The sequence below is a fragment of the Pseudomonas sp. PK-RTE-24 genome, assembly GCF_054052265.1.
Genome location: NZ_CM133224.1, coordinates 3,144,041 through 3,159,357 on the forward strand (window position 1 = coordinate 3,144,041; position 15,317 = coordinate 3,159,357).

General features: G+C 60.0%; 13 protein-coding genes. 6 read left to right on the forward strand and 7 right to left on the reverse strand.

Annotation, left to right across the window (positions count from 1 at the left end):
* Positions 1-88: 88 nt before the first annotated feature.
* The 4 genes from ACV8MC_RS14125 to ACV8MC_RS14140 form a co-directional block, all read right to left on the reverse strand.
* Positions 89-1,828: a dipeptidase gene (locus ACV8MC_RS14125; protein ID WP_236168389.1), complete on the reverse strand. Its 1,740-nt coding sequence runs from the start codon at positions 1,826-1,828 to the stop codon at positions 89-91.
* A gap of 188 nt (positions 1,829-2,016) precedes the next feature.
* A complete protein-coding gene (locus ACV8MC_RS14130) occupies positions 2,017-2,655 on the reverse strand; it encodes a LysE family translocator (RefSeq protein ID WP_056788181.1) in 639 nt (212 codons plus the stop codon).
* A gap of 1 nt (position 2,656) precedes the next feature.
* A complete protein-coding gene (locus ACV8MC_RS14135) occupies positions 2,657-3,427 on the reverse strand; it encodes a 2OG-Fe(II) oxygenase (RefSeq protein ID WP_457262328.1) in 771 nt (256 codons plus the stop codon).
* Between the two features lie 90 nt (positions 3,428-3,517).
* Entirely contained in the window at positions 3,518-4,144 is a 627-nt protein-coding gene (locus tag ACV8MC_RS14140; RefSeq protein WP_056788187.1) for an alanyl-tRNA editing protein, read from the reverse strand.
* Positions 4,145-4,233: 89 nt separating this feature from the next.
* Here ACV8MC_RS14140 and ACV8MC_RS14145 point away from each other — a divergent pair, with 89 nt between their 5' ends.
* On the forward strand, positions 4,234-5,232 hold the full coding sequence (locus ACV8MC_RS14145; RefSeq protein WP_024013940.1) for a LysR family transcriptional regulator: 999 nt from the start codon (positions 4,234-4,236) through the stop codon (positions 5,230-5,232).
* A 637-nt stretch (positions 5,233-5,869) separates the two neighbouring features.
* Here the strand turns inward: ACV8MC_RS14145 and ACV8MC_RS14150 are convergent.
* On the reverse strand, positions 5,870-6,277 hold the full coding sequence (locus ACV8MC_RS14150; protein ID WP_007967565.1) for a PA2817 family protein: 408 nt from the start codon (positions 6,275-6,277) through the stop codon (positions 5,870-5,872).
* Between the two features lie 73 nt (positions 6,278-6,350).
* Positions 6,351-8,798 (reverse strand): acyl-CoA dehydrogenase, encoded by a 2,448-nt coding sequence (locus ACV8MC_RS14155; RefSeq protein WP_457262330.1) that lies wholly within the window; start codon positions 8,796-8,798, stop codon positions 6,351-6,353.
* Positions 8,799-9,045: 247 nt separating this feature from the next.
* On the opposite strand from ACV8MC_RS14155, the gene ACV8MC_RS14160 reads away from it, so the two are divergent.
* The 4 genes from ACV8MC_RS14160 (at position 9,046) to ACV8MC_RS14175 (ending at position 12,214) form a co-directional block, all read left to right on the forward strand.
* Positions 9,046-9,705: a transglutaminase-like domain-containing protein gene (locus ACV8MC_RS14160; protein WP_041479462.1), complete on the forward strand. Its 660-nt coding sequence runs from the start codon at positions 9,046-9,048 to the stop codon at positions 9,703-9,705.
* Positions 9,706-9,748: 43 nt separating this feature from the next.
* Positions 9,749-10,372, forward strand: coding sequence for a glutathione S-transferase family protein (locus ACV8MC_RS14165; RefSeq protein ID WP_305381319.1), 624 nt, complete (start codon positions 9,749-9,751; stop codon positions 10,370-10,372).
* Positions 10,373-10,505: 133 nt separating this feature from the next.
* Positions 10,506-11,438 carry an ABC transporter ATP-binding protein gene (locus ACV8MC_RS14170; RefSeq protein ID WP_076563818.1) on the forward strand — a complete coding sequence of 311 codons (933 nt, stop codon included), beginning with the start codon at positions 10,506-10,508 and terminating at the stop codon, positions 11,436-11,438.
* On the forward strand, positions 11,435-12,214 hold the full coding sequence (locus ACV8MC_RS14175) for an ABC transporter permease (protein WP_056788203.1): 780 nt from the start codon (positions 11,435-11,437) through the stop codon (positions 12,212-12,214). The genes ACV8MC_RS14170 and ACV8MC_RS14175 overlap by 4 nt, the downstream gene beginning before the upstream one ends.
* 139 nt (positions 12,215-12,353) lie before the next feature.
* Here the strand turns inward: ACV8MC_RS14175 and ACV8MC_RS14180 are convergent, their stop codons facing one another.
* Entirely contained in the window at positions 12,354-12,872 is a 519-nt protein-coding gene (locus ACV8MC_RS14180; protein ID WP_039760200.1) for a DUF2062 domain-containing protein, read from the reverse strand.
* Between the two features lie 136 nt (positions 12,873-13,008).
* On the opposite strand from ACV8MC_RS14180, the gene ACV8MC_RS14185 reads away from it, so the two are divergent.
* Complete coding sequence (locus ACV8MC_RS14185; protein WP_457262333.1) at positions 13,009-15,243, forward strand: DNA internalization-related competence protein ComEC/Rec2; 2,235 nt, start codon at positions 13,009-13,011, stop codon at positions 15,241-15,243.
* Positions 15,244-15,317: the final 74 nt, after the last annotated feature.

A 15,317-nucleotide genomic window follows, 5' to 3' on the forward strand; every position in this document is an offset into this window, starting at 1 on the left:
GCGTTTTGTGGCGGCAATAAAAAAGGACCTTTCACAGGTCCTTTTTCATTTTGAGCCCGGTCATCGGTGACTGGGCTCAGGCAGGGCTTTACAGCTTCGGCAATTGCCCGACACGCCCCATCATTTCCGTGACGATCTGCAGATCCAGCAGGAACTGGTCGACGGTCTTGAATTCGCCATCGGTGTGGCCGGTGTATTTGGCTTCCGGTCGCGCCAGGCCGAATTGCACACCGTTCGGCAATTCGTGAACCGAAGTCGCGCCAGCGGAAGTACCGAATTCCGACTTCATGCCGAGGTTTTCGCTGGCCACCGCGAGCAGCGCCTTGACCCACTCACCCTCGGGGTTGCGATACATCGGTTCGGCCACTGAGTAGTCGAACGCCACGGCAACGTGAGTCTTCTTGCTCCAGGCGTCCAGTTTCTCAGCGATCTCAGCCTTGAGCTTTTCCGGGGACTTGCCCTTCGGTACGCGCAGATTCACCGCCAGTTTGAAGGTTTTGTCATCCTCACCGACGTAGGTCAGCGAGGTGGTCAGCGGCCCCATGAACGAGTCGGAGAAGCCCACGCCAAGTTTTTTGCCCAGATAATCCAGGCCCCAGTTGTCATCGGCATAACGTGCGGCATCGGTGAACTGGTTTTGCTTGAGCGCGACTTTGCCGTCCAGGCTGTTGATGAAGCTCAGCATCCGTGCGACCGGGTTGACGCCGGACTCAGGCTCGGAGGAGTGCGCAGAAACCCCCGTCACGGTCAGTTTGACGTCTTTGCCATCAACCTTTGCCGCGACTTCGAAGTCGCCGCCGTTGGCTTTGGCATAGGCATCGCCGGCTTTTTGCAGACTGGCGGCGAGCTCGGCAGGCTTGTCGGTTACCAGCGTGGCCACCGACGCGGACGGAATCTGGTTGGTCGCCTTGCCGCCGGTCATCGAAATGATTTCCGCGCCGTTGCCTTCGCCTTTGCGTTTGGCAAAGTTGGCCATGACGGTGCCGTAACCTTTTTCGGCGATCACTACCGGATAACCGCCGTCTAGCGCCATGTTGTAGTTCGGCGTCGGGTTGCGCTCGAAGTAATAGGGAATGGCGTCGCCGCTGGTTTCTTCGGTGGTGTCGACCAGCAGCTTGAAGTTACGCGCCAGTGGCAGTTTCTCGTCCTTGATCACTTTCATGGCGTACAGCGCCACGACGATCGCGTTCTTGTCATCCTCTGTGCCACGACCGTACATGCGATCGCCAATCAGCGTGACTTTGAACGGGTCGAGTTTGGTGCCATCTTTCAGCACCCAGTTTTCCGGCGTCACCGGCACCACATCGGCGTGGGCATGAATGCCAACGACTTCGTCGCCTTTGCCATCCAGAGAGATTTCGTAGACACGGTTATCGATGTTGCGGAATTTCAAACCAAAGGATTCGGCGAGTTTCTGGATCTCGCCGGCAATCTTGATGAATTCCGGGTTGTCGTGTTGCTCCACGCCGTCCTTGCGGAAGGTCGGGATCTCGACGAGTTGGCGAAGAGTTTCCAGCGCGGCCTTGCCATATTTCACGCGGGTATAAATGCCCAGCAGACGGTGAATTTCATTCTGCTGTTCGGCGTTCAGGGTCTTGTTGTCGAGGAAGGCGCTGATGGACGGGGTGAGATTATCCGTTTTGGCCAGGTCGCTTTTCGCCAGGCTGCCAAGGAAGCTGCGGAAGTCCGTCAAGCTCTTGCCGTCGAAGGATTTCAGGATCGCTGCGCTTTGCTCGGCAGTGATGTTGGCTTGTGCGGCGCTGGTAAACGTGGCGAGGCTGGCCATGACCAGAGTGGCGGCGGCCAGTTTTTTCAGGGAAAAGACCATGGAACAGGCATTCCTTTGCAAAGGATTGGGAAAGTATTTCTGACGCTTGTGACAGAAACATTTTGTAAACCTAACACTGCGAGCGCTGGGAAAGGGAGTCGCAAACTTGATCTGTCGCACAGAAATGCAAAAGAGACGCACAAATGAAAAAGTCCCGGCGGGTGATGGCCGGGACTTTTTTGTGTGGGTTACATCGACAGCATCAGGCGGCCGGCAAATAGAATGAGGATGACGCCCATGCTGCGCTCGAACCAGTGTCCAAGGCGCATGAACAGCAGGCGTACTTTGTTGCTGGAGAAAAACAGCGCGACGATCACAAACCACAGCGCGTTGACGAAGCACATCCACAATCCGTAGAACGCCTGGATCTGCAGCGGTGTGCTGGCGCTGATGATCGTGGTGAAGATCGCCAGGAAGAACAGCGTGGCTTTGGGGTTGGTCGCGTTGGTCAGAAAACCGGTGCTGAATGCCTTGAACAGTGACTGTTCAACCAGCGGCTCATCGGCGGTTTTTTCACCTTCGACGCTGCTCTTCGGTTTGCTGCGGATCAGGCTGACGCCCAGATAGAGGATGTAAGCCCCACCGACCACTTTGGCCACAGTCAGCAGCCACGGCGTGGTGTGCATCAGGGCGCCGACGCCGAGCAGGGTATACAGCACATGCACGGAAATCCCCGCGCCGATGCCCAGCGCGGTGCAGATGCCGACGAGGCGACCGAAGCGCACGCTTTGGCGGATGGTCACGGCGAAGTCCGGACCGGGCGCAACCACGGCGAGAAAGTGGATGGTGGCCAATGCGAGAAACTCGCCCAGGTAATTGGAAAACATGTCAGCTCCAGAAAGTCAGAGGGGAGGCATTGCCGCGATAGCCGACAAAGAACGACAGGCTCAAACGCGGATCCGCTACGCCCGGGGTTACCGAGTGCATGCGCCGCGAATTGAACATGATGAAATCGCCGGGCTGCGGTCGTACTTCGAGGGTGGGCGGCCCCAGTAGCGACGGCTCGATGCCGTAGCTGTCGCCACGCATTTCGTCGAATTGGTCCGGAGTGATGTCGTCTTCCCACATCTGCAGCGCGCCGCCTTCGGTGGGCATGTTCAGGTAGACGTTGCAGGCAAATTGCGCCTCGAGGCTGCGCGCCTGAAAACTGTCCGGGGCGTCCTTGGCGAAGATGTCGTGATGGGCAAGAAAGCACACGCCGGGTTTGACCACGCGCGACAAGCCGACATACATCTTGCGCCCGTAGAGGTTTTCCAGATGCGCGCCGGCGGGCCAGGACTCATCGAGCATGCAGCGCAGGGTGTCGATCGGCGAGGAGTAGGGCGCGCAGCGCTGGCGCAGTTCGGCGATGTTGCGGGTGGCGCGTTCGAAGTAATCCTCGATCAGCAGCGGCTGGTTTTCCGCCTCGTAGAAGGCCATGCCGATGCGGCCGATGCTCGGTGCGTTGATGTAGCCTTCAAAGCCCGGGGCGAGGATCTTGTTGCCAATTTCGATCGCCAGCGGCTCGGGCAGAAAGCGTTTGACGCGGATGGCGAGGACTTCTTCGTTGGCCAGTTTTTTTATGCACGTCTCATCGAGACGCTCGACGTCTAGCATCATTTGTTTTAGGTCCATCTATCGATAGTCAACGGAACCGGCGAGCGCGGTTCCCCGGCGTCGGACGCTGCGCGACGGCAACGCCCGAAATGCTCAATCCACGCTGTAGTGGACGGACAGCGTGCCTTTCTTCTGCGAAAGCGACGCGATCGTGACTGTGCCCAGATCCTTAAGGCTGCGTACGTGGGTGCCACCACAGCCATAGGCTGGCAGTTCACCAAAACTGATTTCCCGCGCGCCTTCGCGCAGCGAGGTCAGGCGCGGCAGATCGTGTTCGATCCACTGCTCGATACCGGTTTGCACGGTTGGCGCATCGATTTCTTCAGCGCTATCGCCCGGCTTGAATTGCACCCGGCCTTCGTCCGGCCAGTGGTGCGCCTTGATCGGCATCCAGCCCATGGCCTGAATGAAATGACCGATCAGGTGCCCGGCCGAGTGCATGCGCGTATTGAAGCGGCGGCGCTCTTCATCGATACGGATGACGGTCATGCCCAGCGGCAGCGGGCGGTCGACGAAATGCACAATGCGCTCCGGTTCCTGCACCACGCGCGACACCCGGCTTTCACCGATCCAGCCGGTATCGCAAGGCTGACCGCCGCCCTGGGGGTGAAACAGGGTGGCGCGCAGCACTACGGCGAATTCGTTCTCGTGGGGTGTGCAGTCGAGGACTTCGACATTCGCCTTGAGGTCGTCACTGTGAAAAAACAGGCGAAGCGTCATATTCCATGCCCTGATCGAAGTTCTGTTTTTATTATATGAATCGTGCAATAACGTGATAATCCATTCGAACATCAAAGGACTTGTGCGTCGTGAGCATCAATCTTCCGCTGCCGCTGCTGGGTGAAATGGCGATTTTCGTCAAGGTTGTCGAGACCGGCAGCTTCTCCGAAGCGGCGCGGCAGATGGGTTCCTCACCCTCGGCGGTCAGTCGCAGTATTTCCCGATTGGAAAAGGCGTTGGCCACGCGCTTGCTGCAACGCACCACGCGCAAACTGCGCTTGAGCGATGGCGGTGAGGAGGTGTTCAAGCGTTGCCAGGAAATGGTCAGCGCGGCCAGGTCGGTGATGGAAATCAGCGGTCAGTTCACCCACGAAGCCGAAGGCCTGGTGCGGGTCAGCGTACCGAAAGCAGTGGGGCGTTTTGTGATTCATCCGCACATGCCGGAGTTTCTGCGCCGCTATCCCAAGGTCGACGTCGAGTTGTTGCTGGAGGATCGTCAGGTCGATCTGATCGATGATCATGTCGATCTGGCAATTCGCATCACTGATCGTCCACCGGCCGGTCTGGTCGGGCGGCAGTTGCTGACCATCGATCATTTGCTTTGCGCCACGCCGCAATACCTGGCCGAACATGGCACGCCGACGCATCCTCACGATTTGCTCAACCACAGTTGTATTTATCTGGGCGAAACACCGAGCGATGCGCGCTGGAAGTTCAAGAAGGGCAGCAAGGCGGTGACGGTCGGCGTGCGTGGGCGCTATGCCGCCAATCACACGGGTGTGCGCTTGGGGGCGGTGTTGCAGCACATCGGGATTGGCAGTCTGCCGTATTTCACGGCGCGTTATGCGTTGGAGCAGAAGTTGATTGTGCAGGTGTTGCCGGACTGGACGTTTCTTGCCTCTTATCATGGTGGGTTGTGGTTGCTGCATTCGCCGACGCGGTATTTGCCGCCGAAGTTGCGGGTGTTCATTGATTATCTGGTGGAGTGTTTGCAGAAGGAGCCGACGTTGGGTAGGCCCGGGAAATCTGCCGGTGGGAGCAATGCGGCTGTGGCGTATGAGCTGCCGGAGAGTGAGGGGTTGCTTTGAGGTTTTTTTGGGGGGGGCTTGGCGGCCTTTGGGCCGACCATGCTCTGGTGGTTTGGGTGAATATCCGTTTCTGCGGTAACGGCTGCTTAGGGTTTCGCCCTTACGGCGACTTACTTTTTTACAAGCGCCTAAAAAAGTAAGCAAAAAACGCTAGCTCCTACGTTCGGCCCGCTCGCTGGGGCTCGGGGTACCTTCGCTCCGGGACTGATCCGGGCGCAGCGGCTACGGTTTGCTTCGCTGCACCTACACTCGCTGTGTACGACTGCGTCGTACGGTCGCTGCGCTCCCACGCCCGGATCAATCCCTCCGCTCAGCCTTCCGACGTCGCCTGTGAATCAAGATCAAAAGCGGTACTCGAGCTTGCGCTCATTGTTTTGAGTGGTGAGGGGCGGGTGGTGTCTGGCTGTTTTTGTGGTGAATTTTCCCCTCACCCCAGCCCTCTCCCCGAGGAGAGGGAGCCGATTTTTTGGCTTTTCGAAATCTCATTCGACTCGGTAATTCAGACTGGGGTACCTCGTCCAAACAAAGCGGTCAGTCCCCTCTCCCTCCGGGAGAGGGCTAGGGTGAGGGGCTTTTGATCTTGAAAAAAAGGCCCGCATGGAATCTCCATGCGGGCCTTTTCAGTAGTGTTCGAATATCAGTGCTTGCTGTCCTGCGCCGACATGGCCAGCAGTTGTTTTTCCTGGTTCCAGTCAAACGGTTCGTCGTTCTGTTCGGCTTCGTAGCGGCGTTCTTCGAGGGCCTGGTAGAGGTCGATTTCTTCGTCGGAGAGGTAGTGCAGGCAGTCGCCGGCGAAGAACCACAGCAGGTCGCGTGGGATCAGGTGGGCGATTTGCGGGTAGCGGGTGATGACTTGGGTGAGGATGTCCTGGCCCAGGTATTGGCTTTCGATAGGGTCGATAGGCAGGGAGGCCAGCAGTTCGTCGAAGCGCTCGAGGAACAGGGCATGGCTTTCTTCGGGCACTTGTTCGGCCTCACCTACGGCGACCAGGATACTGCGCAGGTGGTCGAGCAACACGAGATGATCGGCAACGACGTTGGACACGAGATAAGTCCTCAAGAGCAAAACGGGCGCGGGAGTATAAAGCCCTCGCGCCGTTTTTTCACATAAACCGGGTTCAGCGGACTTTGCCCTCTGCCTGGGTCAGTTCTTCTTTGGCGAAATCGTCGACGTCGATCACCTTGCGGCGGGCCGCTTCGGCGTCGCACAGGCTTTGCGCTTCGACGGCTTGCAGCACGCCGGCTTCCAGCGCGGCATCGATGGCGTGTTCGCCGGCTGCCGGTTTGACCTGGCCGCTCTTCAGTGCGGTGTGCAGTTTCTTGTGGAGCGGTTGCGCAGCATTGAGCAGGTCGCTGGCGTGTTGCAGCGCGCCCACGGCATCGTCCGCCGATTGCGGGCGGTAGCAGCCGGCGAGCAATTCTTCGAGGGCCGGATCGCCTTTGGCGCGACCGATGACCGCAGCGACTTCGGCGCCGAGTTTGTCCGATGGGCCTTTGTGACGGCGCCCGAACGGGAAGACGATGACCCGCAGCAGGCAGCCGAAGACTTTGTTCGGGAAGTTGCTCAGCAGTTCATCCAGCGCACGCTCCGACTGGCCGAGGCTTTCTTCCATGGCCCAGCGGAACAGCGGCTCCATGTACGCCGGCGAATCCAGGTCGTGATAACGCTTGAGCGCCGCAGAGGCCAGATACAGGTTGCTCAGCACGTCGCCGAGGCGCGCCGACAGGCGTTCGCGGCGTTTCAGTTCGCCGCCCAGGAGCATCATGCTGAAGTCGGCGAGCATGGCGAATGCGGCGGCCTGACGGTTGAGCGCGCGGAAGTAGCCTTGGCTGATCCTGTCACCCGGCGCATGTTCGAAATGGCCAAGGCCGAGGTTCAGCACCAGTGTGCTGGCGGCATTGCTGACGGCGAAACCGATGTGCTTGAGCAACAGACCGTCGAATTCCTTGAGCGCCTGATCCTTGTCCTCGCGACCCGCCAGGGCCATTTCCTTGAGTACGAACGGATGGCAACGGATCGCGCCCTGACCGAAGATCATCAGGTTGCGCGACAGGATGTTCGCGCCTTCGACGGTGATGAAGATCGGCGCGCCGTTCCAGCTGCGGCCGAGGTAGTTGTTCGGCCCCATGATGATTGCTTTGCCGCCGTGCACATCCATGGCGTGGCTGATGCATTCGCGGCCGCGTTCGGTGAGGTGGTATTTGAGGATCGCCGACAGCACCGATGGTTTTTCACCCAGGTCCACCGCGTTGGCGGTGAGCATGCGCGCGGCGTCCATCATCCACGCGTTGCCGCCGATGCGCGCCATCGCTTCCTGGATGCCCTCGAAAGCGGACAGCGGTACATTGAATTGCTCGCGAATCTGCGCGTACTGACCAGTGACCAGACTGGTGAACTTGGCCGCGCCGGTGCCCACGGCTGGCAGCGAGATCGAACGCCCGACGGACAGGCAGTTCATCAGCATCATCCAGCCTTTGCCGAGCATTTCCTCACCACCGATGAGGTAGTCCAGCGGAATGAACACGTCCTTGCCGGAGTTCGGGCCGTTCATGAACGCGGCGCCCAGCGGCAGGTGACGACGACCGATTTCCACACCTGCGGTATCGGTCGGGATCAGCGCCAGACTGATGCCGAGGTCCTCTTCTTCACCGAGCAGGTGATCCGGGTCATAAGCCTTGAATGCCAGGCCAAGCAGAGTCGCGACCGGGCCGAGGGTGATGTAGCGCTTTTCCCAGTTCAGGCGCAGGCCGATGACTTCCTGTCCTTCCCACTGGCCTTTGCAGATGATCCCGGTGTCGGGCATCGCGCCGGCGTCGGAACCGGCCAGCGGACCGGTCAATGCGAAGCACGGAATATCGTCGCCACGGGCCAGGCGCGGCAGGTAGTGATTACGTTGTTCGTCGGTGCCGTAATGCAGCAATAGTTCGGCAGGGCCGAGGGAGTTGGGCACCATCACGGTGGAGGCGAGGTCGCCGCTGCGTGTCGCCAGTTTCATTGCCACTTGTGAGTGAGCGTAGGCCGAGAAGCCTTTGCCGCCGTATTCCTTGGGAATGATCAGGGCGAAAAAGCCATGTTCCTTGATGTGCGTCCAGGCCTCGGGCGGCAGGTCCATGGACTGGCCGATCTGCCAGTCGCTGACCATTGCGCAGAGTTCTTCGGTCGGGCCGTCGATGAAGGCTTGTTCTTCTTCGCTCAGTTGCACTTTTGGATAGGACAGCAGTTTGTCCCAGTCCGGACGGCCGCTGAACAGCTCGCCGTCCCACCATACGGTGCCGGCATCGATCGCGTCGCGTTCGGTCTGTGACATGGGCGGCAGGGTTTTCTGGAACCAGTTGAACAGCGGCGCGGTGAAGTGCTTGCGGCGCAGGTCAGGCAGCAACAATGGCGCGGCGACCACCGCCAACAGGACCCAGAAGACAAACAGCAGCCAGCCCGGCGCGTGACTGAAAATCCCCATGGCGACCAGATAGGCCGCAACGATGCCCAACGCGGGCAGCGGGGCGATGCGTCGATGGGCGAGATACGCCACGCCGACGATCAAAACCAGTATCCACAACAACAGCATATTCAGTCCTCCGTGAACCAAGGCAAATCGACCCTCCAGAGCTTAGACGGCATCTGCAAACAAGGGTGGTCAGAGCATGGTGATTGAAATCGTGGGAAACCCCGGATGGTTTTCGTAGGTTCGGTGGGCAACACGTGTGGGAAATCGTTCGTTGCTGCGCAGCTTTGCTTTCAGGTTTGGCCGAAACGTCGTTATCTCTGTGCTCAGGCTGTCGCTAGACTCGTGGCTTACCCAGGAGATTGCCGTCATGCACGAGTATCTGAGCCCCGGCCGCTTCATCGATAGTGACCACCCGGCGGTGGTGGAGTTCGCCGAGCAGCATCGCGGCGCCAGTAACGATCCGCGTGAGCAGGCGATCAGTCTGTATTACGCCGTGCGTGAGGCGGTGCGCTATAACCCCTACACCTTCAGCCGTGATCCGCAAACCTTGCGCGGCAGTTACGCACTCGCAGCAGGAGAAAGTTACTGCGTGCCGAAAGCTACGCTGCTCGCCGGTTGTGCCCGGCATTGCGGGATCCCGGCGCGCATCGGTCTGGCCGATGTGCGCAATCATTTGTCGACGCCGCGTTTGCTCGAGCTGCTGAAAAGCGATGTATTCGCCATGCATGGCTACACCGAGCTGTTTCTCGACGGCCGCTGGGTCAAGGCGACGCCGGCGTTCAACCAGCAACTGTGCGAGCTGTTCAACGTCGCAGCGCTGGAATTCGACGGGGTCAACGACAGCGTTTTCCACCCGTTCAACCGTGATGGCGCGCAGTTGATGGAATATCTGCTCGATCACGGCCAGTTCACCGATGTGCCGGAAACGTTCTTCTTCGAGCACCTGCAAAAGTGCTATCCGCATCTGTTCAGTGAGCAACTGCCGGTGCTGTTGGGCGACATGCAGACTGATTTGAGTCGCACCTGATCCGGCGTATGCTGGCCGTCCACTCACTTGCAAAGAGGCGGTCATGCTGAAGATCTGGGGACGAAAAAATTCATCGAACGTCAGAAAGCCCTTGTGGGCTGCCGAAGAGTTGGGCCTGGCTTACGAGGCCATCGATGCCGGCGGCGCGTTCGGTGTGGTCGATACGCCCGAGTACCGCGCGATGAACCCCAATGGCCGGGTGCCGGTGATCGAGGATGACGGTTTCGTGCTTTGGGAATCCAACGCCATCGTTCGCTACCTGCTGGCCAAGCACGCCCCAGACAGCGCTTGGTACCCGGCGGATGCGCAAGCCCGCGCCACGGCGGACAAATGGATGGACTGGACCACGTCGAGTTTCGCCGGGCCGTTTCGCACGGTGTTCTGGGGTGTGCTGCGCACGCCTGCCGAGAAGCAGGACTGGAAGGCGATCAACGCCGCGATCAAGGAATGCGATGAACTGCTGAACATGGCCGACCACGCCTTGATCAGCCAGCCTTATCTCTCCGGCAATGACATCGGCATGGGCGACATCCCGTTGGGCAGTTTCATCTATGCCTGGTTCGAAATGCCCATCGAGCGCGCCCCGCAACCACATCTGCAAGCCTGGTATGAACGTTTGAAGCAGCGTGTGGCCTATCAGAAAGCGGTCATGACCGCGTTGACTTGATAATTACTATCGACACACTTGACTGTACTTGTGCGGCGGCGGCAAGCACCATTGCGAACTTGCGCCGCGGTTGTTTCCCTCGCCGCCCGCCCTTATTTACTTCTTTCCTTCCTTCTTGGTGCGTAAATCCGATATGAGTTCCGCTCTGTCCATCCGGCAGCTAACCAAAACCTACGGCAACGGGTTCCAGGCCTTGAGTGGTATCGATCTGGACGTCGCCGAAGGTGACTTTTTCGCCTTGCTCGGCCCCAACGGCGCCGGCAAATCCACAACCATCGGCATCCTCTCGACCCTGGTCAACAAGACCAGCGGCACCGTGAATATTTTCGGCCATGACCTGGACAAGAACCCGGCGGCGCTCAAACGCTCGATCGGCGTGGTGCCGCAGGAATTCAACTTCAACCAGTTCGAAAAGACCTTCGACATCGTCGTGACCCAGGCCGGCTACTACGGCATTCCGGCGAAAGTCGCCAAGGAACGCGCCGAGCAGTACCTGACCCAGCTGGGGTTGTGGGACAAGCGTGATGTGCCATCGCGTTCGCTGTCCGGCGGCATGAAACGGCGTTTGATGATTGCCCGTGCGCTGGTGCACGAACCGCGTCTGCTTATTCTTGATGAACCGACTGCGGGCGTCGACATCGAGCTGCGCCGTTCGATGTGGACCTTCCTCACCGAGCTGAATCAGAAGGGCATCACCATCATTCTGACCACGCATTATCTGGAAGAGGCCGAGCAGCTGTGCCGCAATATCGGCATCATCGACCACGGCACCATCGTCGAAAACACCAGCATGAAACAGTTGCTGGGCCAGTTGCACGTGGAAACCTTTTTGCTCGACCTGAAACACGACTTGCACGTTGCGCCGCAATTGCTCGGCTACCCGGCCCGATTGCTCGACGGCCACACCCTGGAAGTGCAGGTCGATAAATCCATGGGCATCACGGCGTTGTTCACCCAGTTGGCGCAGCAGAACATCGAAGTGCTGAGCCTGCGTAACAAAACCAATCGCCTCGAGGAGTTGTTCGTGTCCCTGGTGGAGAAAAATCTGTCGAAGGTGGCGGTATGAGTTCCGAGTTCGGTCCCAACCTCGTCGCCCTGCAAACCATCGTCTACCGCGAGGTCAAACGCTTCATGCGGATCTGGCCGCAGACGTTGCTGCCGCCGGCGATCACCATGGTTCTGTACTTCGTGATTTTCGGCAACCTGATCGGCCGACAGATCGGCGACATGGGTGGCTTCACCTACATGGAGTACATCGTGCCGGGTTTGATCATGATGTCAGTGATCACCAACTCCTACGGCAACGTGGTCTCAAGTTTCTTCGGCAGCAAGTTCCAGCGCTCGATCGAAGAGCTGATGGTCTCGCCGGTGTCACCGCACACGATCCTGATCGGCTTCACCATTGGTGGGGTATTGCGCGGTCTGGCGGTGGGTCTGATCGTGACGATCCTGTCGCTGTTCTTCACCCATCTGCAGGTGCATCACCTCGGCGTGACCATCCTTGTGGTGGTACTGACCGCGACGATCTTTTCGCTGCTGGGCTTTATCAACGCGGTGTTTGCGCGCAACTTCGATGATATTTCGATCATTCCGACCTTTGTGCTGACCCCGCTGACTTACCTTGGCGGCGTGTTCTACTCGATCACTTTGCTGCCACCGTTCTGGCAGACCGTGTCGCTGGCCAACCCGGTGCTGCACATGGTCAACGCCTTCCGCTACGGCATCCTTGGCGTCTCGGATATCCGCATCGGCATCGCCATTACCTTCATGCTGGTGGCGACCGTGGTGCTTTATCTCGGCTGTGCGCGGTTGCTGGTGAGCGGGCGCGGGATGCGTACCTGATCCCGACCGTGTCACCTTCTTCGCGAGCAGGCTCGCTCCCACATTGGAATGATGTTCTCTGTGGGAGCGAGCCTGCTCGCGAATGGGCCAGCCCAGACACAACAAAAAACGGCCTCCCATCGCGGAGGCCGTTTTGCATTCATTTCTGCCGACTTTGCTTGCGCCGCCGCCATTGCCGCGCCACCCACCAGCGCCAGTACAGCATCACCAGAAAGTACGCGAGAACGCCCAGCACCAGGCCGACAACCACCGAGCCCAATAAAAACGGCTGCCACAATGTCGACAGCTCACCGCTGATCCATTCCCAGGTCAACTCGTCCGGCAGATGCCGCGCCGGCACATCCATCAGGAACGCCCCGGCCTGGTAGGTGCAGAAAAACACCGCCGGCATGGTGATCGGATTGGTCAGCCAGACCAGGCTCACCGCGATTGGCATATTGCCGCGCACCATCACCGCCAATGCCGCCGCTACCAGCATCTGTGCCGGGATCGGCAGGAATGCCGCAAACAGGCCGACCGCCATCGCCCGGGCGACCGAGTGGCGGTTGAGATGCCAGAGGTTAGGGTCATGCAGCAACGTGCCGAGAAAGCGTAAGGATTTGTGTTCCCTGATGCTCGTCGGGTCGGGCATGTAACGTTTGAATAAGCGCCGGGGCATAGGGCTTCTCGGTCGGTTAAGGCGGCAAGTATGTCTGGATTCTACGAACCGCCCATTCAGACTTTGTGACAATTGTTGACGACGGTGGTGCCGCAGACCGGCTATGCCTAGTGGGGGGACTCTCAAGGACGGGCATATGCGCACAGGGATGATGGCGCTGGCAGTCGGTCTGCTGGCCCCGGTTTTTTTGCCGGCCTTGCCGCCGGTCGGTTGGTTGCTGGTGCTGCCAATGGTGGCGCTGATGTTGCTGCCGTTTCGCAGCTTTCCATTGGCGTTTTTGCTGTTTGGCTTTACCTGGGCCTGCGTTGGCGCGCAGTGGGCGCTAAATGACCGCTTGCCACCGAGCCTCGACGGCGAAACCCGTTGGCTCGAAGGGCGCGTGGTCGGTTTGCCGCAACACAGCGATGGCGTGGTGCGTTTCGAGCTGGCTGATGCGCGCTCACGCCACGAAAAACTGCCATCGCTGCTGCGCCTGGCCTGGTACGCCGGGCCGCCGGTCAACAGCGGCGAACGCTGGCGCCTGGCGGTGAAGTTGAAGCGCCCGGGTGGCCTGCTCAACCCGCACGCCTTCGACTACGAGGCCTGGCTGCTTGCGCAACGGATCGGCGCAACCGGCACGATCAAGGATGGCCAGCGCCTGGCTGAGGCCCGGCATGCATGGCGCGACGGCGTTCGCCAACGCCTGCTGGCGGTGGATGCGCAAGGACGCGAGGGCGCGCTGGCAGCGCTGGTGCTCGGTGATGGCTCTGGGCTCAGTCGCGAGGATTGGCAGGTACTGCAAGACACCGGCACCGTGCATCTGCTGGTGATCTCCGGCCAGCACATCGGTTTGCTCGCCGCAGTGATGTATCTGCTGGTTGCCGGGCTGGCGCGTTTCGGAATCTGGCCGGTGCGCTGGCCATGGTTGCCGTGGGCGTGTGGCCTGGCATTCGCGGCGGCGTTGGGTTACGGCTTGCTCGCCGGGTTCGATGTGCCGGTGCAGCGCGCCTGCGTGATGGTGACGCTGGTGCTGCTGTGGCGGCTGCGTTTTCGCCATCTCGGCGCGTGGTGGCCGTTATTGCTGGCGTTCAATGGCGTGCTGTTGTTCGATCCGCTGGCCAGTTTGCGTCCGGGTTTCTGGCTGTCCTTCGCGGCGGTGGCAGTGTTGATCTTCACCTTCGGCGGTCGGCTGGGGGCCTGGCGGTGGTGGCAGACCTGGACCCGCGCGCAGTGGCTGATCGCGATCGGCTTGTGTCCGGTGTTGCTGGCGTTGAGCTTGCCCATCAGCGTCAGCGGGCCTGTAGCCAATCTGCTGGCCGTTCCGTGGGTCAGCCTCGTGGTGCTGCCGCCGGCATTGCTCGGCACGCTATTGCTGCCCGTGCCTTATGTTGGCGAAGGACTGTTGTGGCTGGCCGGTGGTTTGATCGACTGGCTGTTTATCGGGCTGGCGCTGATTGCCGGGCAATGGCCGGCGTGGATACCGGCCGCCATTCCATGGTGGGCTTTGGTCCTGGGCAGCCTTGGCGCCATTTTATTGCTGTTGCCCCGTGGCGTGCCAATGCGTCCGTTGGGCTGGCCGCTGCTGTTGCTCTTGGCACTGCCGCCTCAAGAGCGAATAGAGGAAGGGCGAGCCGATGTCTGGCAAATCGACGTCGGCCAAGGCTTGGCGATTTTTGTGCGCACGCGACATCACGCATTGCTCTATGACGCCGGCCCGCGTTTCGGCGAGTTCGATCTCGGCGAGCGAGTGGTATTGCCAGCGTTACGTAAACTCAATGTGCAAGCGCTCGACTTGATGCTGCTCAGCCACGCTGACGCCGATCACGCTGGCGGCGCCCGGGCGGTCATGCGTGGATTGAACGTGCACCGCGTGGTCAGCGGCGATCCGCCAAACCTGCCGCCGGAGCTGAACGCCGAAGCCTGCGCAAGTGGCGAACAGTGGCAGTGGGATGGCGTGCAGTTCCAGCTCTGGCAATGGTCGGCGGCCGATGACAGCAACCAGCGCTCCTGTGTATTGCAGATCGAAGCCAACGGTGAACGCCTGCTGCTCACCGGCGACATCGACATTCACGCCGAGCGCGTTCTGCTCGACAGCCCACTGGCCGTGCCGACGCAGTGGCTGCAATCGCCACATCACGGCAGTCGCAGTTCATCGTCGATGGCGCTGTTGAAAGCCTTGCAGCCGGTATCAGTGCTGATCTCCCGTGGCCACGGCAACTCCTTCGGTCATCCGCATCCCACCGTGCTGGCGCGCTACCGCAAGCGAGGTCTGCGCATCTACGACAGCGCCGAACAAGGTGCCATTCATTTGCAACTGGGCAGCTTCAAGCCGCCGTGGACGATGCGGCAACAGCGGCGTTTCTGGCGCGATCCGCCGGTCCCGGGCCGTTGATCGGTGCCAGCATGGGTGCCACCTCACGGTCGTCGGGGCGGCGGGTCTTAATCGCGGATCGGTATGGTAAAGTG

Bases quoted from the DNA above. Each gene is read 5' to 3' on its own strand.
- ACV8MC_RS14160 (WP_041479462.1), top strand. From the start codon at position 9,046: ATGCACGAGTATCTGAGCCCCGGCCGCTTCATCGATAGTGACCACCCG.
- ACV8MC_RS14125 (WP_236168389.1), bottom strand. From the start codon at position 1,828: ATGGTCTTTTCCCTGAAAAAACTGGCCGCCGCCACTCTGGTCATGGCC.
- ACV8MC_RS14175 (WP_056788203.1), top strand. From the start codon at position 11,435: ATGAGTTCCGAGTTCGGTCCCAACCTCGTCGCCCTGCAAACCATCGTC.
- ACV8MC_RS14130 (WP_056788181.1), bottom strand. From the start codon at position 2,655: ATGTTTTCCAATTACCTGGGCGAGTTTCTCGCATTGGCCACCATCCAC.
- ACV8MC_RS14135 (WP_457262328.1), bottom strand. From the start codon at position 3,427: ATGATGCTAGACGTCGAGCGTCTCGATGAGACGTGCATAAAAAAACTG.
- ACV8MC_RS14170 (WP_076563818.1), top strand. From the start codon at position 10,506: ATGAGTTCCGCTCTGTCCATCCGGCAGCTAACCAAAACCTACGGCAAC.
- ACV8MC_RS14140 (WP_056788187.1), bottom strand. From the start codon at position 4,144: ATGACGCTTCGCCTGTTTTTTCACAGTGACGACCTCAAGGCGAATGTC.
- ACV8MC_RS14180 (WP_039760200.1), bottom strand. From the start codon at position 12,872: ATGCCCCGGCGCTTATTCAAACGTTACATGCCCGACCCGACGAGCATC.
- ACV8MC_RS14165 (WP_305381319.1), top strand. From the start codon at position 9,749: ATGCTGAAGATCTGGGGACGAAAAAATTCATCGAACGTCAGAAAGCCC.
- ACV8MC_RS14185 (WP_457262333.1), top strand. From the start codon at position 13,009: ATGCGCACAGGGATGATGGCGCTGGCAGTCGGTCTGCTGGCCCCGGTT.
- ACV8MC_RS14155 (WP_457262330.1), bottom strand. From the start codon at position 8,798: ATGCTGTTGTTGTGGATACTGGTTTTGATCGTCGGCGTGGCGTATCTC.